23 protein-coding genes, 1 tRNA gene and 1 pseudogene are annotated in these 21,916 nt (G+C 57.9%); 13 read left to right on the plus strand and 12 right to left on the minus strand.

The features are described from left to right. Positions 1-258, plus strand: a pseudogene (locus GHN86_RS23390) (IS481 family transposase); the annotation flags it as partial. A 181-nt stretch (positions 259-439) separates the two neighbouring features. On the opposite strand, the gene GHN86_RS09085 reads toward GHN86_RS23390, so the two are convergent. Continuing rightward, entirely contained in the window at positions 440-904 is a 465-nt protein-coding gene (locus GHN86_RS09085; RefSeq protein WP_153378147.1) for a hypothetical protein, read from the minus strand. A 99-nt stretch (positions 905-1,003) separates the two neighbouring features. Between GHN86_RS09085 and GHN86_RS09090 the strand changes: the two genes are divergently transcribed. After that, a complete protein-coding gene (locus tag GHN86_RS09090; protein WP_153378146.1) occupies positions 1,004-1,324 on the plus strand; it encodes a hypothetical protein in 321 nt (106 codons plus the stop codon). A 96-nt stretch (positions 1,325-1,420) separates the two neighbouring features. Here GHN86_RS09090 and GHN86_RS09095 read toward each other — a convergent pair. From GHN86_RS09095 to GHN86_RS09110, 4 genes are all read right to left on the minus strand, one after another. Further along, a tRNA-Phe gene (locus tag GHN86_RS09095) sits at positions 1,421-1,496 on the minus strand. Positions 1,497-1,600: 104 nt separating this feature from the next. Next, positions 1,601-1,873, minus strand: a complete 273-nt coding sequence (locus tag GHN86_RS09100; RefSeq protein ID WP_122785279.1) for an oxidative damage protection protein — start codon at positions 1,871-1,873, stop codon at positions 1,601-1,603. Further along, on the minus strand, positions 1,870-2,937 hold the full coding sequence (gene mutY, locus GHN86_RS09105; RefSeq protein WP_153378145.1) for an A/G-specific adenine glycosylase: 1,068 nt from the start codon (positions 2,935-2,937) through the stop codon (positions 1,870-1,872). The genes GHN86_RS09100 and mutY overlap by 4 nt, the downstream gene beginning before the upstream one ends. Then, positions 2,934-5,150 (minus strand): AsmA family protein, encoded by a 2,217-nt coding sequence (locus GHN86_RS09110; protein WP_153378144.1) that lies wholly within the window; start codon positions 5,148-5,150, stop codon positions 2,934-2,936. Before GHN86_RS09110 ends, mutY begins: the two co-directional genes overlap by 4 nt. Before the next feature lie 292 nt (positions 5,151-5,442). On the opposite strand from GHN86_RS09110, the gene GHN86_RS09115 reads away from it, so the two are divergent. The 7 genes from GHN86_RS09115 (at position 5,443) to GHN86_RS09145 (ending at position 11,246) form a co-directional block, all read left to right on the plus strand. Further along, positions 5,443-7,104, plus strand: a complete 1,662-nt coding sequence (locus tag GHN86_RS09115; protein WP_153378143.1) for an OFA family MFS transporter — start codon at positions 5,443-5,445, stop codon at positions 7,102-7,104. Between the two features lie 265 nt (positions 7,105-7,369). After that, the gene (hisB, locus tag GHN86_RS09120; RefSeq protein ID WP_003438561.1) at positions 7,370-7,963 is read left to right on the plus strand and encodes an imidazoleglycerol-phosphate dehydratase HisB; all 594 of its coding nucleotides are present in this window, start codon (positions 7,370-7,372) and stop codon (positions 7,961-7,963) included. Next, on the plus strand, positions 7,963-8,601 hold the full coding sequence (hisH, locus tag GHN86_RS09125; RefSeq protein ID WP_153378142.1) for an imidazole glycerol phosphate synthase subunit HisH: 639 nt from the start codon (positions 7,963-7,965) through the stop codon (positions 8,599-8,601). Before hisB ends, hisH begins: the two co-directional genes overlap by 1 nt. Further along, positions 8,601-8,861: a DUF2164 domain-containing protein gene (locus GHN86_RS09130; RefSeq protein WP_153378141.1), complete on the plus strand. Its 261-nt coding sequence runs from the start codon at positions 8,601-8,603 to the stop codon at positions 8,859-8,861. Before hisH ends, GHN86_RS09130 begins: the two co-directional genes overlap by 1 nt. A gap of 38 nt (positions 8,862-8,899) precedes the next feature. Beyond that, the gene (gene hisA, locus GHN86_RS09135) at positions 8,900-9,637 is read left to right on the plus strand and encodes a 1-(5-phosphoribosyl)-5-[(5-phosphoribosylamino)methylideneamino]imidazole-4-carboxamide isomerase (RefSeq protein ID WP_153378140.1); all 738 of its coding nucleotides are present in this window, start codon (positions 8,900-8,902) and stop codon (positions 9,635-9,637) included. A gap of 10 nt (positions 9,638-9,647) precedes the next feature. Further along, the gene (gene hisF, locus GHN86_RS09140) at positions 9,648-10,418 is read left to right on the plus strand and encodes an imidazole glycerol phosphate synthase subunit HisF (protein ID WP_153378139.1); all 771 of its coding nucleotides are present in this window, start codon (positions 9,648-9,650) and stop codon (positions 10,416-10,418) included. Positions 10,419-10,490: 72 nt separating this feature from the next. Continuing rightward, the gene (locus GHN86_RS09145) at positions 10,491-11,246 is read left to right on the plus strand and encodes a substrate-binding periplasmic protein (protein WP_153378138.1); all 756 of its coding nucleotides are present in this window, start codon (positions 10,491-10,493) and stop codon (positions 11,244-11,246) included. An 18-nt stretch (positions 11,247-11,264) separates the two neighbouring features. Here the strand turns inward: GHN86_RS09145 and GHN86_RS09150 are convergent, their stop codons facing one another. The 4 genes from GHN86_RS09150 to gpmI form a co-directional block, all read right to left on the minus strand. Further along, entirely contained in the window at positions 11,265-12,047 is a 783-nt protein-coding gene (locus tag GHN86_RS09150; protein WP_153378137.1) for a divergent polysaccharide deacetylase family protein, read from the minus strand. A 1-nt stretch (position 12,048) separates the two neighbouring features. Beyond that, the gene (locus tag GHN86_RS09155) at positions 12,049-13,362 is read right to left on the minus strand and encodes a S41 family peptidase (RefSeq protein ID WP_153378136.1); all 1,314 of its coding nucleotides are present in this window, start codon (positions 13,360-13,362) and stop codon (positions 12,049-12,051) included. 36 nt (positions 13,363-13,398) lie between these two features. Next, positions 13,399-14,685 (minus strand): murein hydrolase activator EnvC family protein, encoded by a 1,287-nt coding sequence (locus GHN86_RS09160; protein ID WP_153378135.1) that lies wholly within the window; start codon positions 14,683-14,685, stop codon positions 13,399-13,401. A gap of 243 nt (positions 14,686-14,928) precedes the next feature. Continuing rightward, positions 14,929-16,464: a 2,3-bisphosphoglycerate-independent phosphoglycerate mutase gene (gpmI, locus tag GHN86_RS09165; protein ID WP_153386460.1), complete on the minus strand. Its 1,536-nt coding sequence runs from the start codon at positions 16,462-16,464 to the stop codon at positions 14,929-14,931. A gap of 148 nt (positions 16,465-16,612) precedes the next feature. Between gpmI and GHN86_RS09170 the strand changes: the two genes are divergently transcribed. From GHN86_RS09170 to secB, 3 genes are read left to right on the plus strand one after another with little or no spacing between them, the layout of a single operon-like run. Further along, complete coding sequence (locus tag GHN86_RS09170) at positions 16,613-17,026, plus strand: rhodanese-like domain-containing protein (RefSeq protein WP_122785267.1); 414 nt, start codon at positions 16,613-16,615, stop codon at positions 17,024-17,026. Between the two features lie 2 nt (positions 17,027-17,028). Beyond that, entirely contained in the window at positions 17,029-17,283 is a 255-nt protein-coding gene (gene grxC / locus GHN86_RS09175; protein ID WP_153378133.1) for a glutaredoxin 3, read from the plus strand. A 40-nt stretch (positions 17,284-17,323) separates the two neighbouring features. Then, a complete protein-coding gene (gene secB, locus GHN86_RS09180; RefSeq protein WP_153378132.1) occupies positions 17,324-17,809 on the plus strand; it encodes a protein-export chaperone SecB in 486 nt (161 codons plus the stop codon). A 204-nt stretch (positions 17,810-18,013) separates the two neighbouring features. Here secB and trmL read toward each other — a convergent pair whose 3' ends face one another. Further along, positions 18,014-18,469: a tRNA (uridine(34)/cytosine(34)/5-carboxymethylaminomethyluridine(34)-2'-O)-methyltransferase TrmL gene (gene trmL / locus GHN86_RS09185; RefSeq protein WP_153378131.1), complete on the minus strand. Its 456-nt coding sequence runs from the start codon at positions 18,467-18,469 to the stop codon at positions 18,014-18,016. Between trmL and GHN86_RS09190 the strand changes: the two genes are divergently transcribed. Further along, positions 18,468-18,908 carry a hypothetical protein gene (locus GHN86_RS09190; RefSeq protein WP_153378130.1) on the plus strand — a complete coding sequence of 147 codons (441 nt, stop codon included), beginning with the start codon at positions 18,468-18,470 and terminating at the stop codon, positions 18,906-18,908. The two genes, trmL and GHN86_RS09190, sit on opposite strands and share 2 nt — an antisense overlap. Before the next feature lie 485 nt (positions 18,909-19,393). Here the strand turns inward: GHN86_RS09190 and ntrC are convergent, their stop codons facing one another. Together ntrC and glnL are read right to left on the minus strand one after the other, a co-directional pair. Continuing rightward, positions 19,394-20,827: a nitrogen regulation protein NR(I) gene (gene ntrC / locus GHN86_RS09195; protein WP_153378129.1), complete on the minus strand. Its 1,434-nt coding sequence runs from the start codon at positions 20,825-20,827 to the stop codon at positions 19,394-19,396. Then, positions 20,824-21,909, minus strand: a complete 1,086-nt coding sequence (glnL, locus tag GHN86_RS09200; protein ID WP_153378128.1) for a nitrogen regulation protein NR(II) — start codon at positions 21,907-21,909, stop codon at positions 20,824-20,826. The genes ntrC and glnL overlap by 4 nt, the downstream gene beginning before the upstream one ends. Between the last annotated feature and the right edge of the window lie 7 nt (positions 21,910-21,916).

Raw genomic sequence — 21,916 nt, forward strand, 5'->3', positions numbered from 1 at the left:
TCCAGCTCCAGGGCGTATCAGGAGGCGCTGACTCAGATCGAATACGGCAGTGAACTGGATGTACGAAAAGTGCAGGCTAAAGGTGAGATTTACTGGCAAGGCCAAGCCTGGAAACTGGGAAAAGCGTTTGTAGGCGAGCGCGTGGGGGTAAGAGAAGGTGCTCAGGATGGGCAATACGATGTGTTCTGGGGAAGCCATCGTATTGCCCAAATTGACAAAGTGACCAAGGTTGTAATATCAGGGAAATCGCTTCGCTAACTGTTCGCTATGTCTCCGAACAAAGTGTTCGCGATGTCCCCGGTCCATACAGGGAGAGGGCTGGGGTGAGGGGACTGATTTGGGGCGTTGCGCACATCTGTTTTTGACTTTAGCCCCCTCTCCCTCCGGGAGAGGGTTGGGGTGAGGGGAGCTGACGTGAACACTCGCTGAAGTTACGTCGTCACGCCCGCTCGCCACGCTCAGCCAGCAGGCGCGACGCTTCTACGTAGGCTTTGGAAAACGCTGGGGATTCAACCCACGCCAGCGCGCTGTCTTCGTCATCGCCATGAACCGTCATGCGGAAGGCGATCAACAAGCCCATCAGGAAGTCAGTGGCGTCGTCTTCCTCTTCTTCTGCGATCACCAGTTCCAGCACCGGGTATTGCAGGAAGACACTGCACATCGCTTGCAGCCCTTTGGCTTCGGCGGCTTTCATGGCTTCAAACAAGTCTTCGAAGTCGGACGGTTCAAAACCATTTTCCTTGATGTCCTGAAAATCGAAAGTGCTGAGGTCGATTTTCACGTCATCGAACGGGTGGTCGATGAGGGTTGCAGACGTGGTTTTACCCGGCTTGCCCATGCGGTTCTGTTTGGCCTTGGATTTGGCCCGCTGTGCGTGTTTCTGCTGCTTCTTTGGCGTTGCCATGAACGTGTGTCCTTTACGGGCTAAGGGGGCTATTGAACCTGTCCTGTTCGCAATACTCAAATCTGAACAATGAACGGACACCCAAGGATGCACCGAACCATGAAACTCTCCTCATTGACCTTCCTCTGCCTGACAGCTGTGGCCACTCACGCCAGCGCTTCCAGCTCCGACGCATGGGCTGCCTATGACAAGGCCGTGCTCACAAGTTGCACCAAGGCCAGCACCTTGAAAAATGCCAAGCCCGTCGGTACGCCAGCGCAATTTGATGATCGCGTGGGTTACACCGCGATGCTGCTGCAAGGTGAGTATCCGCAGAAACATATGAAGGGTAAGCAGGGCACCGAGCTTTGCCTCTATAACAAAAAGGCTAAAGCGGCGCATGTGGCAGAGTGGGACTCTGTTCGTTCAGGTAAGCCATAACGGCGGGCGATTAAATCGCGCCCAACAAAAAACCCGCACTAGGCGGGTTTCTTGTGTTGCGTTGAGGTGGTGTGAACACCACATCAATGCTGAATGTGGTGCCCAGAGACGGAATCGAACCGCCGACACGGGGATTTTCAATCCCCTGCTCTACCGACTGAGCTATCTGGGCAACGGGGCGCATTAGAAGCTTTTTTCGTTAACCCGTCAAACACTTTTTTAAAAAATCTTTAAATAATACCATCGCTTACGGACCAAACCCTTTAAAACCGGGGTTTACTCGCTTGGCGGAACGTAGCCTTCAGCTTGTGCGTATTCTTCGCCGCTGAAGAACTTGTCCATTTCGCCCTGCAAATATTTTCGATCTTCAGCGTTCATCATGTTCAAACGCTTCTCGTTGATCAGCAAGGTTTGGTGTTTTTGCCAATCAGCCCAGGCTTTTGCCGAGACGTGATCAAAAATGTCCTGACCTTTGGCGCCCGGAAACGGAGCGCGCTCAAGGGCGGGCAGTTCTTCTTTGTACTTGCGGCACATAACGGTGCGGGTCATGACGACTCTCCTGCGTTCAATAGCTCGGCTGCACGTTTGAGCAGCTTCTTGACCGGGGCAGCAAGGCCCAGGCGCGGCGGGGTGGCGAGGTTATACCAGAGCCAATCAGCCTCGGCCACGTGATGGCCGGACTCTTTGACGTGGATCAGCCAGGGTTCGATGGCTAACTGGAAATGGCTAAAGGTGTGCATCAGGCCGGGCAGTTGATGCTGCGCGCCCAGTGCCAGTGAGTGTTGCAGGGCCAAGTGCTCGATGTCGTTCAAGTCGTCCAGCTCAGGCAAGCTCCACAATCCGCCCCACAGGCCCGTAGAGGGGCGACGGTAAAGCAGAATCGCGCCTTCGGCGTTGGCCAGCATGGGCATCAGCGTGCGCTTTTGTGGGACGGTCTTGCGGGGCTTGGGCACCGGATAGCGTGTCTCCAGGCCCAGCAAGTGGGCTTCACAACCGGTTTCGAGCGGGCACAACAGGCAGCTCGGCTTGCTGCGGGTGCAGAGCGTGGCGCCCATGTCCATCATGGCCTGAGTGTAAGCGTTGACCCGATCATGGGGCGTGAAGCGCTCGGCGGTGGCCCACAGCTGTTTGGCGACCTTGGGTTCGCCCGGGTAGCCCTCTTGCGCGGTATAGCGTGCCAGCACGCGTTTGACGTTGCCGTCGAGGATCGGTGCCCGCAAGCCCATGCTCAGGCTGGCAATCGCGCCGGCTGTGGATAAACCGATGCCGGGCAGTTCGACAAGTTTTTCCACGTTTCGCGGAAATTCGCCGCCATAGTCGCTCACGACGATTTTGGCGGTCTTCTGCAAATTGCGCGCACGGGTGTAGTAGCCCAAGCCCGTCCACAGGTGCAGCACTTCATCTTCGGGGGCGCTGGCCAGCGCTTCGACCGTGGGCAGCGAGGCCATAAACCGGTCGAAGTAGTTGAGCACGGTGCTGACTTGCGTTTGCTGCAACATGATTTCCGAGACCCACACCCGATACGGGGTGATGCCCTGTTGCCAGGGCAGGTCGTGGCGGCCGTGGCGGTCATACCAGTCCAGCACCGCCACAGAAAATTGCTCATCTTTCATCGGTTAAACAGCCCCTTGAGGGCATTTTTGAGTTCGGGGCTGACTTTGTCGCCCAGCTTCTCTTCAAGCTTCTCGCTGATTTTGTTGCCCGCCATTTTAGCGGCCACTTTACCCAGCCCTTCCTTGTCCAGACGACAGGCTTTGGCACCCAGCTCCAGCGGGCCACGGCAACGTAAAGGCAGCTCGATGCCGACAAAGTTTTTGCCCACCTGGCATGCCGGGTCTGGCATGGCGCGGGTGTCACCTTCGATGACGATGCCAATGCGATAGTCCATGCCCAGCACGCGCAGGTCGATGTCGCCATCGCCTTTAACGCTCATGCCCGGAATGCGCACAATCAGGTCGGGGTTGCTGGCCACGCCATTACGAAACACCAGGCTGCCCTTGAGTTCCCTGAAAGGCGTGTCTTTGCCCTGCGGTGCGCTGGTCAAGGCTTTGCGGTTGAGCACCGAGATGCCTTTGCACAGTTGCTGCTCAATGTTGGCATTGAGCAGTACGCCGTCGTTGAGGACGAAGCTGGCGGTGCCGTTGAGGCTCTGAATCAGCGCGCTCTGGCTTTCACCGCTGCCCGTGACGTTGCTGGTAAGGGTCAGCAGGCCAGTGACAGGGGGTTTTTGGCCTTGGCTTTGCAGGATTTTATCGACCGGGACGTTGGTGATGCGGGTTTGCAGAGCGGCCACCGGCAGCATCGGGCGTACATCAAGGCTGCCATTGGCCGCGAAGTCACCTTTGTACAGGTTGCCACTGAGGTTTTGCAGGGTCAGCAGACCGTCTTTGCTGGTGGCCTTGAGCACTGCATTCTGGATGGGCAGTTGGGTCAGCGTCAGTTGGCCAAAGCTGATGTCAGCATTCAGGTCGAGTGCTTTGAGGCGCGTCACCGGGATGATTTTTGCGGTGCTCCAGCCACTTTTGGTGGGCGCGTCGGGCAGCGGTGTATCACCTGAAGCGGCCAGTGCACCGGCTTCGCTGCTTTGCACTTCAGCCTTGCGTGCTGCCGTGGCACCGCTGGCTTGCTCGGACTTGGCCGGCAGGTAGCGATCGGCGTCTAACGTGTCGCCTTTAAGCTGTATACGCAGGGCTTGTTTCGCGAAGTCGTCTACCGCAATGCGGCCGGTGAAGGTGCTGTCGTCAACCTTAAGATTGAGCTCGTCAAAGGCCATGCTGTTCGGTGTACCCGACAGGCGAGTGACCAGTTCGACTTTGCTCAGGCTGCCCGGCGCCATCTTGGGCAGAGCGTGGCCGATGCTGTCGAGGAACTTGGCCAGATCAAGTTGGGCAACCGATAGGCCACCGCTGATTTGCGGTGTTTTGTCGAGTTCATTGACCTTGAGTTCGCCCAGCGCACGGAGCTGATTGGCGGAAATTTTCAAGCCGCTCCATTCCGCGATGTTGGCGGCCAGATCGACCAGAATTTGCCCTTGAGCGGCAAAGGTCATGGTCTTGCCTTGCAGCGGCTCGCCCGAGGCTTCGCCTACCACTTTCATGTCTTCGAACTGATAACGCTTGAGCACGCGATCAAAACGCAGCTTGCCGTCGATTTCCGTTTTGACCCGCATGACGGGCTGGTTGGTGCCCAGAAAGGCGGTCAACTTGAGCGGGGTGCTGGTCGCTTCGTGAATCGGGCCGGTGCTCAGCTGGATGCTTTCTGCGCTGAACTGCTTGCCGTTTTGCTCGTCGTTGTATTCGACCCGCGCGTTGTTCACGGTCAGGCTGTCAATGTCGAGCTTGAGCGGCTGGCTGACGCTGTCAGGTTTGCTGGCAGGTGTCGCCTCGGCGGTGGCCGGGGTTTCAGTCGTCGCGGCCACGGGGGCAGGTTTGCCGATGTCCTGCCAGTTACCGTGACCGTTTTTGTCACGGTTCAGGCGCAGGTTCAAGCCTTCCACCCGCACATCGCTCATCTGCACTTCTTTGCGCAGCAGCGGCAATACGCGCACTGAAAGCCCCAGCATTTGCAGGTCGGCGAACGGCTGGGTAGGTGCCGCGAGCGTCGCCACGCTGGCGTCATGCAACTCCAGACCGAGCCAGGGGAACAGGCTCCAGCCGATGTCGCCATTGAGCGTCAGCTCAATGTGGGCCTTGTCGCGAGCTATCTGGCGGATCTCGTCTTTATAGTCGTTGGGATCGAACAGATGGCTCAGGGCAAAGCCCAAAGCCACGATGATCAGCAACAATCCGAGAAGCACCAGACCCAGGATTTTGCCGAACGCTTTCATGGGCGAGTCCTTGTAAGTCTATGTGAGGGGAAATTTTAAAATGAGCCGCAGAGTATAGCGCCACGCGATGACCGGCTGGGCGCGGATCGTAGCGCGGCAGTTTGTAGATGAAACTCCTCACAGCAATGGACGATTTCCTACGCTCAAATGGTAGTCTTCACCTGTTTTCCATGACGTCTGCGGCGCATCGTCGCGCCGCCGACTTGATCCAACAAAACGGCTGTGTGCCTCGGGGCACCAAAGTCAGGATTGAGCATGTCCGGGAAACACTTCATCCATGGGGGAAATAATAATGAGCACGAGCATTGCTGCGGGCAGTCCTGCCTCACAGCCTGCGTTCTTGTCCAAAGAGCGCATCATCGCCAAGCCCGGTTTCAACCGCTGGCTGGTTCCACCCGCCGCATTGGCCATTCACTTGTGTATCGGCATGGCCTACGGCTTTTCGGTGTTCTGGTTGCCGCTGTCCAAGGCCATCGGTGTCACCGCGCCGGTAGCCTGTGCGCCGGACATGAGCTTCATCGCCCAGGTATTTTCGTCGCAGTGCGACTGGCCGATTTCGATGCTGGGCTGGATTTACACCTTGTTTTTCATCTTCCTGGGTTGCTCGGCAGCCGTATGGGGCGGGTGGCTTGAACATGCGGGCCCGCGCAAGGCCGGTGTGGTGTCGGCATTGTGCTGGTGTGGGGGCCTGCTAATTTCAGCGCTGGGCATTTATACCCATCAAATCTGGCTAATGTGGCTGGGCTCGGGGGTCATTGGCGGTATCGGGTTGGGCTTGGGCTACATCTCGCCTGTGTCGACATTGATCAAGTGGTTCCCGGACAAGCGTGGCATGGCCACGGGCATGGCAATCATGGGTTTCGGTGGCGGTGCCATGGTCGGCGCGCCCTTGGCCGCCTTCTTGATGAACCATTTTGCGACGCCTGACAGCGTAGGTGTGTGGCAGAGCTTTGTGGTGATGGCCGCGATTTATTTCGTGTTCATGATCGGCGGCGCCTTGTCGTACCGCGTTCCACCGACCGGCTGGAAGCCTGAGGGCTGGACGGCACCGGCCAAAAAAGCGTCCAACGCGATGATCACGCATCGCCATGTACACGTCAGCGTGGCCTGGAGGACGCCGCAATTTGCCTTGGTGTGGCTGGTGCTGTGCCTGAACGTCTCGGCCGGTATCGGTATTTTGGGCATGGCTTCGCCGCTGTTGCAGGAAGTGTTTGCGGGCAAGCTGCTGGGCAACGACCTGACCTTCAGCCAACTGGATGCAGCCCAGCTGGCGCAAATCGCGGCCATTGCCGCGGGCTTCACCGGCTTGCTGAGCCTGTTCAACATTGGCGGGCGCTTTTTCTGGGCGTCGTTCTCCGACTACCTGGGGCGTAAAAACACCTACTTTGTGTTCTTCGCATTGGGTTTTGCGCTGTACGCGATGATTCCCAACCTCGGGCATCTGGGCAACGTGTCGCTGTTTGTGGCCGCGTTCTGCATCATTTTGTCGATGTATGGCGGTGGCTTTGCCACGGTGCCTGCGTATCTCGCCGACCTGTTCGGTACCCAGATGGTCGGTGCCATTCACGGTCGACTGCTCACCGCGTGGGCGGCTGCGGGCGTGCTGGGGCCGGTATTGGTCAACTACCTGCGTGAATATCAGCTGAGCATCGGGGTTGAGCGTGCGGCCGCGTACGACATCACCTTGTACATTCTGGCGGGCTTGCTGGCGCTGGGCTTCGTGTGCAACTTGCTGGTGCGTCCGGTGAACGACAAGTACTTCATGACCGATGCCCAACTGGCGGCCGAGCAGGCGCTGGGTCACGACAAGGGAGCTGACGCCTCGACTTCGCTGGAATGGAAAGCCGCGCCGGGTAGCCACCCGTTAGTGATTGCTGCATGGTTGGCCGTGGGCATCCCGCTGTTGTGGGGTGTGTGGGTCACGGTGCAAAAGACGGCGGTGTTGTTTAATTAGCGCAGCGGATCCGTAGCAGCGGACGCAGGCCGCGTCCGGCGGCATAGCCGTCGTAAAACCAGAGAATGCGGTGTTTCATATTGACCGTGATCGCATGTTTTACGATCGCTTCGCAATCGGACGCAGCCTCGCGGAGCTCGTCAGCTGCTACGCAGTTGTGCGCCTTGGGCGCATTACGTCAGTCTTATCACCCTAATGTTTCTGTTTGCCTGACCCGTGCCTATAATGGCCACCTTTTTTCGCCCAATGATTTGCGGAGCTGGTGATGGCCGAACGTAAGGCGTCAGTCGAGCGCGATACTCTGGAAACCCAGATTAAAGCCTCGATCAACTTGGATGGTACCGGTAAGGCCCGATTCGATATCGGTGTGCCTTTTCTTGAGCACATGCTCGACCAGATCGCCCGACACGGGCTGATCGACCTGGACATCGAGTGCAAAGGCGACCTGCATATCGACGATCACCATACCGTTGAGGACGTGGGCATTACCCTGGGTAAAGCCTTCAGCCAGGCAGTCGGCGATAAAAAAGGCATGACCCGTTACGGTCACGCTTATGTCCCGCTGGACGAAGCACTGTCGCGCGTGGTCATCGACTTTTCGGGCCGCCCTGGCCTGCAAATGCACGTGCCCTATACCCGCGCCACCGTAGGCGGCTTTGATGTTGACCTGTTTCAGGAGTTCTTCCAGGGCTTCGTCAACCACGCCAATGTCAGCCTGCACATCGACAACCTGCGCGGCACCAACACTCACCACCAGATCGAGACGGTATTCAAGGCATTCGGCCGCGCGTTGCGCATGGCCGTAGCACTGGACGAGCGCATGGCCGGGCAAATGCCGTCCACCAAGGGCGTGCTCTGATGGAGACCGTGGCGGTAATCGATTACGGCATGGGTAACCTGCACTCGGTGGCCAAAGCGCTGGAACACGTGGGTGCCGGTCGGGTGCTGATCACCAGCGATGCCAACGTGATTCGCGAAGCCGACCGGGTTGTGTTCCCCGGTGTCGGCGCGATTCGCGACTGCATGGCCGAGATCCGTCGCCTGGGCTTTGATTCGCTGGTGCGTGAAGTCAGCCAGGACCGTCCCTTCCTCGGGATTTGCGTCGGCATGCAAGCCTTGCTCGACAGCAGCGAAGAGAACGGCGGCGTTGACTGCATCGGACTGTTTCCCGGTCAGGTGAAGTTTTTCGGCAAAGACCTGCATGAAGACGGCGAGCACCTCAAAGTGCCGCACATGGGCTGGAACGAAGTGCAGCAGAAGGTCGATCACCCGCTGTGGCACGGTATCCCTGATCTGGCGCGTTTTTATTTTGTGCACAGCTACTACATCGCGGCGGGTAACCCTCGCCAGGTGGTGGGCGGCGGGCATTACGGTGTCGATTTTGCCGCTGCGCTGGCCGAAGGTTCGCGTTTCGCGGTGCAGTTCCACCCCGAGAAGAGCCATACCCACGGCTTGCAGTTGCTGGAAAACTTCGTGGCTTGGGACGGTCGTTGGTAATGGCTGCGCGCAAGCCACAGCCGCCCATTCTTACGCTCACCCCCGAGCAAGAGAGTGAAGCCAACAGCAAGATCAAGCGCTTTATGCAAGACCGCTTTGAACTGGACCTCGGTTCGTTTGAAGCGGCTGAAATCCTTGAGCTGTTCACCCGCGAAATCGCACCGCATTACTACAACCGGGCGATTTTCGATGTGCAGACGCACCTCAAAGAGAGGTTCGAGAGCATCGAAAGCGACCTGTGGGCGCTTGAGAAGAACTGATTGCCGAGTCCCTGACTCCCGAATTGAAGGTTTGCCAGATGCTGATTATCCCCGCTATCGATCTTAAAGACGGTGCCTGTGTACGTCTGCGCCAGGGCCGCATGGAAGACTCCACCGTATTCTCCGATGACCCGGTCGGCATGGCCGCCAAATGGGTTGAGGGCGGTTGCCGCCGTCTGCATCTGGTTGACCTGAACGGTGCCTTTGAAGGCAAACCGGTCAATGGCGAGGTGGTGACCGCCATCGCCAAACGTTACCCGCAGTTGCCGATTCAGATTGGCGGCGGTATTCGTTCGCTGGAAACCATCGAGCATTACGTCAAAGCCGGTGTGAGCTACGTGATTCTGGGCACCAAGGCCGTGAAAAATCCCGAGTTCGTGGCTGAGGCTTGCCGCGCGTTTCCAGGCAAGATCATTGTCGGTCTCGACGCCAAAGACGGTTTTGTGGCCACCGATGGCTGGGCTGAAATCAGCACCGTGAACGTGATCGATCTGGCCAAACAATTCGAGTCCGATGGTGTGTCCGCGATTGTTTATACCGACATCGCCAAAGACGGCATGATGCAAGGCTGCAACGTCAGCTACACCGCCGCTTTGGCTGCGGCGACCCGCATTCCCGTGATCGCCTCTGGTGGTATCCACAACCTGGGCGACATCAAAACCCTGATGGACGCCAAGGCGCCGGGCATCATCGGTGCGATTACCGGCCGTGCAATCTACGAAGGCACGCTGGATGTGGCTGAGGCGCAAGCCTTCTGCGACACCTACAAAGGCTAAGGAGAACCGCATGGCGCTGGCCAAACGCATCATCCCTTGCCTGGACGTGGATAACGGTCGGGTCGTGAAGGGCGTCAAATTCGAGAACATCCGCGATGCGGGTGATCCGGTAGAAATTGCCCGTCGCTACGACGAGCAAGGGGCTGACGAGATTACCTTTCTCGACATCACCGCCAGCGTCGACGGCCGCGACACCACGCTGCATACCGTCGAGCGCATGGCCAGTCAGGTGTTTATCCCGCTGACTGTGGGGGGCGGGGTGCGTTGCATTCAGGACATTCGCAACCTGCTGAACGCCGGTGCCGACAAGGTTTCGATCAACACGGCAGCAGTATTTAACCCGGAGTTTGTGGGCGAAGCGGCGCAGCACTTTGGTTCGCAATGCATCGTAGTCGCCATTGATGCCAAGAAAGTCTCCTTGCCGGGCGAAACCCCGCGCTGGGAAATCTTCACCCATGGCGGGCGCAAACCCACCGGCCTCGACGCGGTCGAATGGGCAATGAAGATGGAAGGCTTGGGTGCCGGTGAGATCTTGCTGACCAGCATGGATCAGGACGGCATGAAAAGCGGCTTTGACCTGGGTGTGACCCGTGCGATCAGTGATGCGCTGGGTATCCCGGTGATTGCCTCGGGCGGGGTCGGCAACTTGCAGCACTTGGCCGACGGCATTCTTGAAGGCCATGCCAGTGCCGTACTGGCGGCGAGTATTTTCCACTTTGGCGAATACACCGTGCCGCAAGCCAAAGCCTATATGGCCGAGCGCGGGATCGTGGTGCGCTAAACACAAAGGCTACTGGACACTATGGCGTGCGCGAGTCACTCTTGGGCACGCCATGGATCTGGATTGTCTGTCATGTTTAAACATTTATTAGTCGTTCTTGCAGGCTGCACGATGTGGCTGGCGAGTAGCGCATCTGCAGCAGAGGCTTCGCGTAGCCCTCTGGTGTTGCTGACCGAAAATTTCCCGCCGTACAACATGGCCAAAAACGGGAAAAACTTCGCTCAAAATCAAAACCTTGAAGGCATCGCCGTCGAAGTCCTGCGCGAAACCTTCAAACGTGCTGACATCCCCTACAACATGACGCTGCGCTTCCCGTGGCAGCGTATCTATGACCTTGCACTCGCCAATCCCGGCTACGGCGTCTTCGTCACGGCACGTGTGCCTGATCGTGAAGCCTTGTTCAAATGGGTTGGCCCCATTGGCCCGGATGACTGGGTATTGTTGGCCAGAGCAAACAGCCCGATTACCATCAACTCCCTTGAAGAGGCTGCTCAATACCGCATCGGCGCTTATAAGGGCGATGTGATTGCGGTGTCTTTGGAGAAGCAGGGGCTTAAGCCGATTATCGTTCTGCGCGATCAGGATAACGCCCGCAAGCTGCTGGCCGGGTATATAGACCTCTGGGCCACGGGCGATCCGGCGGGGAAGTTTTTAGCGCGCCAGGTGGGTATTTCAGGGTTCAAGACGGTACTGCGCTTCAATCAGGCTGAGCTGTATCTGGCGCTGAACAAAGAAGTGCCGGACGAGGTGGTGAACAAGTTACAGGCCGCGATGGATGAGCTGCGAGCTGAAGGGGTGATCGAGAAAATCCGCGCTAAATACCTGTAGTCGAACGTTCGTAGCCGATTACCGATAAACCCCGTCTTTCCCGTGCGCCGCCATCGCCTGATTGCTGCGCACGCCAATCATCTGTTTGATGTCGATCCAGTCAATGCCTTGGGCTTTGAGGGTGGGCAATTCGCGCTCCAGCACCGCCAGTGTTTGTGGGTATGGGTGGCCAATCATCACCACCGAGCCGAACTTTTTCGCGTGTTTTATGGCGGTTTCGAGCTGGCGGGTGATGGCTTGTTCGGTGCGAACGTTGTCGAGGAACACATCGCGCGAAACACTGGCCAAACCGATTTTCTGCGCCTGGGCCGCAGCGACGGTGCGCGCACTGGTGCGGCTGTCGACGAAGAACTTATGCCGTTGTTGCAGTTCAGCCATTAACCAGGCCATGGCCTCCGGCTGAGCGGTCATCAGGCTGCCTTCATGGTTATTGATGCCACTGGTGTAAGGCACGGCCTTGAACGCAGCGCTGAGACGTTTTGCCAATTCCGCGATGGGCAAGTCCGGGTGCCAGGCGAACGGGCCGGTGGCAGGGTCCATAGGCATGTGCAAGATCACGATCTTGCCGGCCTTGTGAGCTTCACGGGCAAATTCGGCGGCGTGCGGGGTGTCGGGCATCACTGCGGTCGTCACCGGGCCCGGAAAGGCCAGTACCCGGCGATCGCGGGGCAGGTTTTGCCCCAGATCGTCAATGATCAGGCTCAGGTAAGCCTTGGGGTGGGCGTCCGGATGATTGACCGGCGCCGCATGGGCGGCACCGGTCAGGCAGCAGAGCAGGGCGAGGGCGGCTGAAAAGCGCATCTCAATTGCCGCGTGTAATGCTCAAACCTTTGAGCAAGCTCAACGCCTGACTCAACTGGAAGTCATCATCCTGTGGCATTGGCTTGGCTTTCGGGCTTGAACCGGTCGGGCGATCGGCACCGCCGTTACCGTTGCCGAGGTGACCTTGCAGGTCGGCCTCTTTGTAGTACTCGGTGTCTTGTTCACGGGTGATCTTGGCGCGGCTGACTTCGATGTCCGGCACGATGCCCTGTGCCTGAATCGAACGGCCGTTAGGGGTGAAGTAAAGCGCCGTGGTGATTTTCAGGGCACGGTCGTTGTTCAGCGGCAACACGGTTTGCACCGAGCCTTTGCCGAAGCTGGTGGTGCCCATGACGACGCCGCGCTTTTGATCCTGCAAGGCGCCGGCGACGATTTCCGAGGCTGACGCGCTGCCGCCGTTGATCAATACAACCAGCGGAACACCTTCGCTCAAGTCTTTGCCGGTGGCCGAGAAGCGCAGTTCGGAGTTGGCGATGCGGCCTTTGGTGTAAACGATCAGGCCTTTGGTGATGAAGTGGTCGACCACTTCAACGGCCGATTGCAGCACACCGCCCGGGTTGTTGCGCAGGTCGAGGATGATGCCTTTGAGTCGCTTGTTACCGTTTTCGCGGCGCAGTTTGGACAGCGCAGCCGCCACCTCTTCGCCGGTTTTGACCTGGAACTGGGTAATGCGTATATAACCGTAGCCGTCTTCGAGCAGCTGGCTTTTCACGCTTTTGACCTGAATGTTGGCGCGGGTCAATGTGACGTCGAACGGCGTACCGCCATTGCGCACCAGGGTCAGGGTGATTTTTTGACCGATCTTGCCGCGCATCAGGTCGACCGCTTCGGTCATGCTCAGGCCGCGGGTGGGCTGGCCATTGATCTTGACGATAAAGTCGCCCGCCTGAATGCCGGCTTTGCTCGCCGGAGTGTCATCAATGGGCGAGACGATTTTGATGTTGCCGTCTTCAGAGCCGACTTCGATGCCCAGTCCGCCAAATTCGCCGCTGGTGCTTTCCTGCAACTCGGCGAAGTCTTCTGGCCCCAGATAGGCGGAATGCGGGTCAAGATTGCTGAGCATGCCTTTGATGGCATTTTCGAGCAGGGTTTTGTCGTCAACAGGTTCGACATACGCCGCTTTGATCCGGTCCATGACTTCGGCAAACGTGCGCAGTTCTTCCAGCGGCAGTGGGGCCTTGGCGCTGGTGGCGGTCGACGGAGCGGCGGTCGGCGTGGCAGCGAATGCCAGAGGCGAACCGAGCACCAGAGCGATCGTCAGGGCCAGCGAGTTAAGGCGGGACAGATGCGGCATGTTGAACGAACTCCTACGTATTAAAAGGTGATGGACTCATCCTTGAGTACGGCACCATTGTGCGGGGTCGCTGGGGCGGCCCTGCTGACGAATAGCAAAATACAACGCGGGTGTTGCTTGACCGCCGCTGTTGCCCACGGTGGAAATCACATCCCCGGCTTTAACAATGTCACCGGCCGATTTGAGCAGCGTCTGATTGTGGCCGTACAAGCTTAAGTAACCATTACCGTGATCCAGAATGACCAGCTGGCCTGCACCGCGCAGCCAGTCGGCAAACACCACGCGGCCACCGTGTACAGCGTGTACCTGAGTACCTGAACCTGCGCTTATCATCACGCCGTCCCACTTGCTGCGAGCATCATCGCCCCGGCTTTCACCGAAGCGCGCCAATAGTCGACCATCAACAGGCCACGGAAGTTTGCCCCGGGCTTGAGAAAAAGGTCCGCCATAAGAGACGCCGGCACTGGAGACCAAGGCACCCGGCGTTGACTTGACCGGCTTGCGCGGGGCGTCGGTGGTGACCGATTCAGCCTCGCGCTGGCGTTTCTTTTCGGCTTCCTGTTGTGCAATCAAGGCTTTCTGGCGCGCCTGCTCGGCTTCTCGGGCCTGGCGGGCGAGGGTTTCTTCAATGGTCTTGAGGACTTTAGCCAGATCCGCCTGATCCTGCTCGCGGGCTTGCAACTTTTGATCGCGGTTTTTGACATCGGTGTTGAGCTTGGCCAGTACTTGCTGGCGTTCGGCGCGGACTTTGTCGAGCTCGGCGCGCTGAGTGTCGAGGCTGCTTTTTTGCGCCAACAACTCAGCCTGCTGTTGATTGATGTCGGTTTCGACATTGGCCAATTGGCGCAGTGTTTCGTTGAAACCCTTGAGTTGCGCCATTCGCGCCTGGCTCAAGTAGTCGTAATAGGTGAGGGTTCGGGCGAACTTCTCGGGATTTTGCTGGTTGAGCAGCAGCTTGAGGTATTCCTGATGGCCGCCTTGATAGGCGGCGCGCGCTTGAATGGCGATCAGGCGTTGCTGTTCAATTTTTGCGCTGTGGAGTTTTTTTTTCTCGCTATCTAGGCGCAGCAGCTCGCCTTCACTCTTTTTTAGTTCTTTTTGCAGGGCATCAACCTGCTTCTCCAGTTTGCCGATTTCGGTTTCGGTACCGCGCAGGTCTTTCTGCACGCCGGATTTTTCTTCCTGGAGTTTGCCAAGCAGCTTTTTAAGCTCGCCGATGTCCTGGCGTGTGGCGTCCAGTTGCTGTTGAGTTTGCGCGCGCTCGTCGGCAAAGGCCGGTTGGAGCAGGCATGTCAGAGTCAGGGCTATAAGGGCGCGAAGCATGGGGCGGGCGACACCTGGGGAACGGGACGGCCTAGTATGCCCGCCATCGTCACCTATAAGAAATGGATGAAAGTTAAATTGTATTTGACCCATCCCGTAGCAGTTGCCGAAGGCTACGTCCGGTCGCGCAGCGATCGTAAATGCTGTGCACGCGGTCCACCTGAGTGGTCGCGGTACCTGAATTTACGACGACTTCGTCGCCGGACGCCGCCTTCGGCAGCTGCTACGGGTGTTACACCAACATTACGCGTCGACCAAAATGGTCTTACCGGTCATCTCTTGAGGCTTTGGCAGCCCCAGCAGCTTGAGCATAGTCGGCGCAACGTCAGCCAGGACGCCGCCATCGCGAACCTTGAACGCACGCTTTCCGACATAAATAAACGGCACAGGTTCACAGGTATGAGCCGTATGGGCCTGCCCGGTGGTGTCATCAGACATTTGCTCAACGTTGCCGTGGTCTGCGGTGATCAGCGCTTCGCCGCCCACTTTGTCCAGCGCCTCGACGATGCGGCCAACACAGGCATCCAGGCATTCAACGGCTTTAACGGCCGCACTGAACACACCGCTGTGGCCCACCATGTCGCCGTTCGCGTAGTTGACAACAATCACGTCATAGCGCTGATGCTCGATGGCATCGACGATTTTGTCGGTCACTTCGGGTGCGCTCATTTCAGGCTGCAAGTCGTAAGTGGCGACTTTAGGCGATGGCACCAGAATACGTTCTTCGCCCGGGAAGGGTTCTTCACGACCGCCGGAGAAGAAGAAGGTGACGTGGGCGTATTTCTCGGTTTCGGCAATGCGCAGCTGGGTTTTGCCGTTTTTCGCCAGATAGTCGCCCAGTACGTTTTCCAGGCTGCCCGGCGCGAAAGCACTCGGGGCAGGAATGCTGGCTGCATATTGAGTGAGCATCACGAACTCGGCCAATTTTGGTTGGCGGGCACGTTCGAATGCATTGAAATCGTCTTCAACGAAAGCGCGAGTCAGCTCGCGGGCGCGGTCGGCGCGGAAATTCATGAAGACCACGGCGTCGCCGTCTTCGACCTTGACCGGTTCGCCAATAGTCGTGGCTTTGACGAATTCGTCGCTTTCACCGCGAGCGTAGGCCGCTTCCAGTCCTTCTTGTGCGGTGGCAGCGTTGAACTCGCCTTTGCCGTCGACAATCAGGTTGTAGGCTTGAGCCACACGGTCCCAGCGATTATCGCGGTCCATGGCGAAATAGCGACCAATCAGGCTGGCAATACGGCCTTTGCCTAAATCTTTGAAAGCTTCATCCAGCAGCTCGATGGAGGACGATGCACTTTTTGGCGGGGTGTCGCGGCCATCGAGGAAGGCGTGCAGGTAGATTTTTTCTGCACCGCGCTTGAACGCCAATTCGGCCATGGCGATGAGGTGGTCCTGGTGGCTGTGAACGCCGCCGTCCGACAGCAGGCCCAGAATATGCACGGCCTTGCCTGCACCCACGGCTTTATCGACCGCTGCACAGAGGGTCGGGTTCTCGAAGAACTCGCCATCCATTATCGACTTGGTGACGCGGGTGAAATCCTGATACACCACGCGGCCGGCGCCGAGGTTCATGTGGCCCACCTCGGAGTTACCCATTTGCCCGTCCGGCAGACCGACATCCATGCCTGAACCTGAGATCAGGCCGTTTGGCATGTTCGCGACAAGACGATCAAGTACCGGTTTCTTGGCCGCATACACGGCATTGCCTTCGTGGCTTTCACTGTGACCGAAGCCATCCAGGATGATCAGTACCAAAGGTTTAGGCGTGGTAGTCATAGATCCCACTCGTGGCTGGTTTATTAGAGAGTACTAAGAGGACGCGCAGTTTAAAGCGAAGTTCATGTGACGTCACCGCCGGGCGGGGTTTGGCCGACCAAGGTGGCTGTGTATACTGGCCCACATTTTACGACCCTGGAACCTTCTGATGGTTGATCACCTGATTACATTTGCCACTGCTCACTACCTGCTTGTAGGCGCGTTTGTCATCCTGTTGGCGCTGTTGATTGCTCACGAGATGAGCCGTGGCGGGCGCAGCATCAGCACCGGCGAGCTGACCGGCCTGGTCAATCGCGACGAAGGCGTGGTGATTGATATTCGCCCGGCCAAGGACTTTGCTGCGGGCCACATTGTAGGCGCCCTGAACATTCCGCAAGACAAGCTGATTGCGCGCATGGCCGAGCTGGACAAGTTCAAAGGCAAAACCATCATTCTGGTGGATGCTGCGGGTCAGCATTCGGGCGGTCATGCCCGTGAACTGCTCAAGGCCGGCTACAACGCCGCCAAGCTGTCCGGCGGTATTTCCAGCTGGCGCGCCGATAACCTGCCTGTGGTGAAGTAAGCATGTCCAAGGTTATCGTTTACTCCAGCGACTATTGCCCTTATTGCTCGCGAGCCAAGTATTTGCTTGAGCAAAAGGGTGTTGCCTTCGAAGAAATCAAAGTCGACGGCAAGCCTCAGATCCGCGCCGAAATGGCCCAAAAAGCAGGCCGCACGTCAGTCCCGCAAATCTGGATTGGCGACCTGCACGTGGGGGGTTGCGATGACCTGTTTGCCCTGGAGCGCGCAGGTAAATTAAATGCGCTGCTCGGCCTCTGACGCTCTTTCTCTCTAAGCCCAAGATCAACAAGGATCTGTGATGACTGACCAACAGAACACCGCTGCTGTTAGCGATGAAGACACTGCTCCACAATTCTCGCTGCAACGTATTTACGTGCGTGACTTGTCGTTCGAAGCGCCGAAAAGCCCTGCCATTTTCCGTCAGGCATGGGAGCCAAGCGTTGCTCTGGACCTGAACACCCGTCAAAAGCCATTGGAAGACGACTTCCACGAAGTGGTCCTGACGTTGTCGGTTACCGTTAAAAACGGTGAAGAAGTGGCCTTCATTGCTGAAGTTCAGCAAGCGGGTATCTTCCTGATCAAAAACCTGGATGCGGGTTCGATGAGCCACACCCTGGGTGCGTTCTGCCCGAACATCCTGTTCCCGTATGCCCGCGAAACCCTGGACAGCCTGGTGGTTCGCGGCTCGTTCCCGGCATTGATGCTGGCTCCGGTGAACTTCGATGCCTTGTACACGCAAGAAATGCAGCGTATGCAAGAAGAAGGTTCGCCGACGGTTCAATAACCGTTCGATAAATAAAAAAGCGCCTTTAACGGCGCTTTTTTTATGCGGAGCATGACGTATCCGTAGCAGCTGCCAAGGGCGGCGTCCGGCGACGCAGTCGTCGTAAAAGCGCCTATCACGGTCTTTCTGATGATCGTGCTTTTAGGGTTTACGATCGCTGCGCGACCGGACGCAGCCTTCGGCAGCTGCTACAGGTGCGGTGCGCTATTTGAACCCCAACTGTCGCCACGCTTCATAAACGGCCACTGCCACAGTGTTGGACAGATTAAGGCTGCGGCAGCCTTCGCGCATGGGCAGGCGCAGGCGGTGTTCGCTGTCGAGTGGGTCGAGTACCTCGGGCGGCAAGCCACGGCTTTCAGGGCCGAAGATAAACGCATCGCCCTCGGCGAACTGAACGTCGTGGAACGGCTTGGAGCCTTTGGTGGTAAACGCGAACAGACGCGGGTGGCCCAGACTCTCAAGGCAGCTGGCCAGATCAGCATGACGCTTGAGCGGCGCGTACTCGTGGTAGTCGAGTCCGGCACGGCGCAAGCGCTTGTCGTCCAGTTCAAAACCGATAGGCTCGATCAAATGCAGGTGGCAGCCACTGTTGGCGCACAGCCTGATAATGTTGCCGGTATTCGGCGGAATTTCTGGTTGAAAAAGGATGACGTGAAACATGCACGGCTCCGAATATGAGGATGGGCGCGATTCTACGCCTGAAGAAGACCCGCGACCTAAACTCTGGCCGCGGGTTTTAGGATCTTTGGCGATTGTCGGTTTTATGGTGGGCCTGATGATTGGCCGATTGACCACGCCAGACCCCATCGAATTGCAGCAGATAGAGGTGATGCCAGGTGCGTTGGTGGTGTGGTTCAGCGGTGAGCCCAAACTGCATGGTGAGGTAGTTGATGGCACTCTGGGGTTGCTGTTCGATGCCAAGGGCGCGGTGCAGAACGGTCAGTTAATGCTTAACGGCAAAACCGTGAACTGGCGGGTGCGGGTGACGGATGGTGGGTTGTTGCTGACGTTGGTGGCGGCCCGTGCCTTGCAGGGCGACTGGGCCGGGGCGCCGCAGGATGGGCGCTGGCGGTTGCAGGTGAACCTGCGAGAGCAATAAAAGAGGGAATGACGGCCTGCCTGTACCGGTTCCCCGAAAGCGTTGTGCGCGTTGATGCAAGCGTCATCAAGGCTGCGGTGTAAAAGTGGGGAGTCTTGACCTGCCTGTATCAAGGTCCCCTAAAGCGGTGTGGCTTGTTATAGATATTGCAGGGCGCGTGCCAGTTTTGGATTTCTTCTGAATAAAATGCAAAAGCCCCGAAATTCGGGGCTTTTTAACGGTGCACGTTGCATGCGTTGGAGTTGGCTATAAGCCTTGAGCTAGAGCGGTGCACGATAATGGTGCGGTGTGCTTTTGAGTGGTGCGGGTAGAGCAAAAGCCCCTCACCCCAGCCCTCTCCCAGAGGGAGACGGGGCTAAAGGCAGATTTGCGCAACGCCACCGATCCAGTCTCCTCTCCCAGAGGCAGAAGGAGTTTGATCCGCTTTTGCTTTAGTCCCCTCTCCCTTTGGGAGAGGGTTAGGGTGAGGGCGCTTTTGATCTGCCTTACGCTTCATCACCCTCTTCTTCGTCGCCATCTATCTTCATGCCCAGTTCCTTGATCTTGCGCGTCAAGGTGTTGCGTCCCCAGCCCAGCAGCACAGCCGCATCGCGTCGGCGACCGGCAGTGTGCTTGAGCGCGGTTTCAATCATGATCCGCTCAAAGGTCGGCACAGCGCTGTCCAGCAGGTTCGACTGGCCACGGGCCAGCGCTTGATCAGCCCATTGACGCAGGGCTTGCTCCCAGTTGGTCACCGGCGAACTGTCTTGTTGCAGGTTCAGCAACTCAGGGGGCAAGTCGCTGATATGCACTTCGCGACCCGACGCCATGACCGTAATCCAGCGGCAGGTGTTCTCCAGCTGACGCACGTTGCCAGGCCACGGCAGGTTTTTAAGGTATTGCTCGGTCTCTGCCTTGAGCAATTTGGGCTCCACGGACAACTCTTGGGCGGCACTGCTGAGGAAGTGCCGGGTCAAGGTCGGGATGTCTTCGCGGCGATCTGAGAGGCGCGGAATATGGATGCGAATCACGTTCAGACGATGAAACAAGTCTTCGCGAAATTTGCCAGCCTGCACCAGTGTTTCAAGATTCTGGTGCGTGGCGGCAATGATGCGTACGTCGACTTTGACCGGCGTATGCCCGCCCACACGATAAAACTCGCCATCCGCCAATACCCGCAGCAGGCGGGTTTGGGTATCGGCCGGCATGTCGCCGATTTCATCCAGAAACAAGGTGCCGCCGTCAGCCTGTTCAAAGCGCCCACGACGCAGGTTGGCGGCGCCGGTGAAGGCCCCTTTTTCGTGACCGAACAGCTCGGACTCCATCAAGTCTTTGGGGATGGCGGCCATGTTCAACGCGATAAACGGTGAAGCCGCGCGCGGACTGTGGCGATGCAAGGCGTGAGCCACCAGCTCTTTGCCCGTGCCCGATTCGCCATTGATCAGCACCGTAATGTTGGAGTGGCTAAGACGGCCAATGGCGCGAAACACTTCTTGCATCGCCGGCGCTTCGCCAATGATCTCTGGGGTGCGGGCCAGCGCTGGCGTCACCGCCAGGCCTTGTTGTTCCTGAGCATGCTGATTGGCACGCTTGACCAGTGACACCGCTTCATCCACGTCAAACGGCTTGGGAAGGTACTCAAACGCGCCACCCTGATAGGACGCCACCGCACTGTCCAGATCGGAATGGGCGGTCATGATGATCACCGGCAGGCGAGGGTGCTGCTCGCGGATCTTGGCCAGCAAATCCAGACCGCTGGCGCCGGGCATGCGAATGTCTGAAATGATCACATCAGGCTGCTGGCGAGCGAGGCGGCTCATCACGCCATCGGCGCTGTCGAAGCTTTGTGTGGTCATGCCTTCCTGTTGCAAGGCTTTTTCCAGTACCCAGCGGATTGAACGGTCGTCGTCGACGATCCACACGGTTTCACTTCGGCTCATGTCGATGCGGCTCCTTGTTCCAGTGGTAGAAAGATCGAGAAGAGTGTGTGGCCGGGGTGGCTCTCACACTCGATCAACCCCTGGTGCTGACTGATGATGTTCTGGGTGATGGCAAGGCCCAGCCCTGTGCCGTCCGGGCGGCCGCTGACCATCGGGAAAAACAGGGTGTCTTGCAACTCGGCCGGAATGCCCGGCCCGTTGTCGATAATTTCGATTTTTGTCACCAGGCGATGGCGAATATGGCCAATAGTGAACTGGCGCATGGCGCGGGTACGCAGGCTGATACGGCCCAATCGCAGCTCGTTCTGGCTACCGATGGCCTGCATGGCATTGCGCACAATATTGAGCACGGCTTGAATCATTTGTTCGCGGTCGATCAGCAGGTCAGGCAGGCTGGGGTCGTAGTCGCGCACCAGCGTAATACTGCCCTGTGTTTCCGCTTCAACCAGATTGCACACCCGCTCCAGCACTTCGTGAACATTGGTCATCGACAGCGATGGCAATTTGTTCGAGCCCAGCATGCGATCCACCAGATTGCGCAGGCGGTCGGCTTCTTCAATGATCACGTTGGTGTAGTCGCGCAGGCTTTCGTCGGGCAACTGACGGGCCAGCAATTGCGCCGCGCCACGAATGCCGCCCAAGGGATTTTTGATTTCATGGGCTAACCCGCGCACCAGCATCTTGCTGGTCTCCTGTTTGGACAACTGCGCTTCTTCTTTAGTTATTCGCAGCAGACGGTCTCGCGGGTGGACTTCAAGCAGCAGCATGGTGCCACTGTTGCTCAGGATCGGCGTGACCGCGTAATCCACGGTCAGCGTCTGCCCGGTCAGCGACGTCAGCATGGCTTCGCGCTTGGTGAACGGATGGGCCTGTTCGACCGCTTGACGCAGCGAATGCAGCGCTTCGGTGGACTCAGTGAACAATTCGCTGATGAATTGTCCATGACTGCGCTGCCCGCTGATGGCCAGCAGCATTTCCGCTGCCGGGTTCATGTACTCAAGGCGCAAAGAATCATTGAGCAACAGCGTGGCAGTGGTCAGATTGTCGAGTAACAGTCGGTGCAGGGCATCACTGATGGTCATGGGCCAA

It is taken from the genome of Pseudomonas helleri, from assembly GCF_009600315.1.
Classification (GTDB): domain Bacteria; phylum Pseudomonadota; class Gammaproteobacteria; order Pseudomonadales; family Pseudomonadaceae; genus Aquipseudomonas; species Aquipseudomonas helleri_A.

Coding starts and splice junctions, on each gene's coding strand:
- GHN86_RS09190 (WP_153378130.1), top strand. CDS start 18,468: ATGCACGGCTCCGAATATGAGGATGGGCGCGATTCTACGCCTGAAGAA.
- GHN86_RS09115 (WP_153378143.1), top strand. CDS start 5,443: ATGAGCACGAGCATTGCTGCGGGCAGTCCTGCCTCACAGCCTGCGTTC.
- secB (WP_153378132.1), top strand. CDS start 17,324: ATGACTGACCAACAGAACACCGCTGCTGTTAGCGATGAAGACACTGCT.
- hisB (WP_003438561.1), top strand. CDS start 7,370: ATGGCCGAACGTAAGGCGTCAGTCGAGCGCGATACTCTGGAAACCCAG.
- GHN86_RS09130 (WP_153378141.1), top strand. CDS start 8,601: ATGGCTGCGCGCAAGCCACAGCCGCCCATTCTTACGCTCACCCCCGAG.
- gpmI (WP_153386460.1), bottom strand. CDS start 16,464: ATGACTACCACGCCTAAACCTTTGGTACTGATCATCCTGGATGGCTTC.
- GHN86_RS09090 (WP_153378146.1), top strand. CDS start 1,004: ATGAAACTCTCCTCATTGACCTTCCTCTGCCTGACAGCTGTGGCCACT.
- hisH (WP_153378142.1), top strand. CDS start 7,963: ATGGAGACCGTGGCGGTAATCGATTACGGCATGGGTAACCTGCACTCG.
- glnL (WP_153378128.1), bottom strand. CDS start 21,909: ATGACCATCAGTGATGCCCTGCACCGACTGTTACTCGACAATCTGACC.
- GHN86_RS09170 (WP_122785267.1), top strand. CDS start 16,613: ATGGTTGATCACCTGATTACATTTGCCACTGCTCACTACCTGCTTGTA.
- GHN86_RS09150 (WP_153378137.1), bottom strand. CDS start 12,047: ATGCGCTTTTCAGCCGCCCTCGCCCTGCTCTGCTGCCTGACCGGTGCC.
- GHN86_RS09145 (WP_153378138.1), top strand. CDS start 10,491: ATGTTTAAACATTTATTAGTCGTTCTTGCAGGCTGCACGATGTGGCTG.
- mutY (WP_153378145.1), bottom strand. CDS start 2,937: ATGAAAGATGAGCAATTTTCTGTGGCGGTGCTGGACTGGTATGACCGC.
- GHN86_RS09110 (WP_153378144.1), bottom strand. CDS start 5,150: ATGAAAGCGTTCGGCAAAATCCTGGGTCTGGTGCTTCTCGGATTGTTG.
- GHN86_RS09100 (WP_122785279.1), bottom strand. CDS start 1,873: ATGACCCGCACCGTTATGTGCCGCAAGTACAAAGAAGAACTGCCCGCC.
- GHN86_RS09085 (WP_153378147.1), bottom strand. CDS start 904: ATGGCAACGCCAAAGAAGCAGCAGAAACACGCACAGCGGGCCAAATCC.
- ntrC (WP_153378129.1), bottom strand. CDS start 20,827: ATGAGCCGAAGTGAAACCGTGTGGATCGTCGACGACGACCGTTCAATC.
- GHN86_RS09155 (WP_153378136.1), bottom strand. CDS start 13,362: ATGCCGCATCTGTCCCGCCTTAACTCGCTGGCCCTGACGATCGCTCTG.
- grxC (WP_153378133.1), top strand. CDS start 17,029: ATGTCCAAGGTTATCGTTTACTCCAGCGACTATTGCCCTTATTGCTCG.
- trmL (WP_153378131.1), bottom strand. CDS start 18,469: ATGTTTCACGTCATCCTTTTTCAACCAGAAATTCCGCCGAATACCGGC.
- hisA (WP_153378140.1), top strand. CDS start 8,900: ATGCTGATTATCCCCGCTATCGATCTTAAAGACGGTGCCTGTGTACGT.
- GHN86_RS09160 (WP_153378135.1), bottom strand. CDS start 14,685: ATGCTTCGCGCCCTTATAGCCCTGACTCTGACATGCCTGCTCCAACCG.
- hisF (WP_153378139.1), top strand. CDS start 9,648: ATGGCGCTGGCCAAACGCATCATCCCTTGCCTGGACGTGGATAACGGT.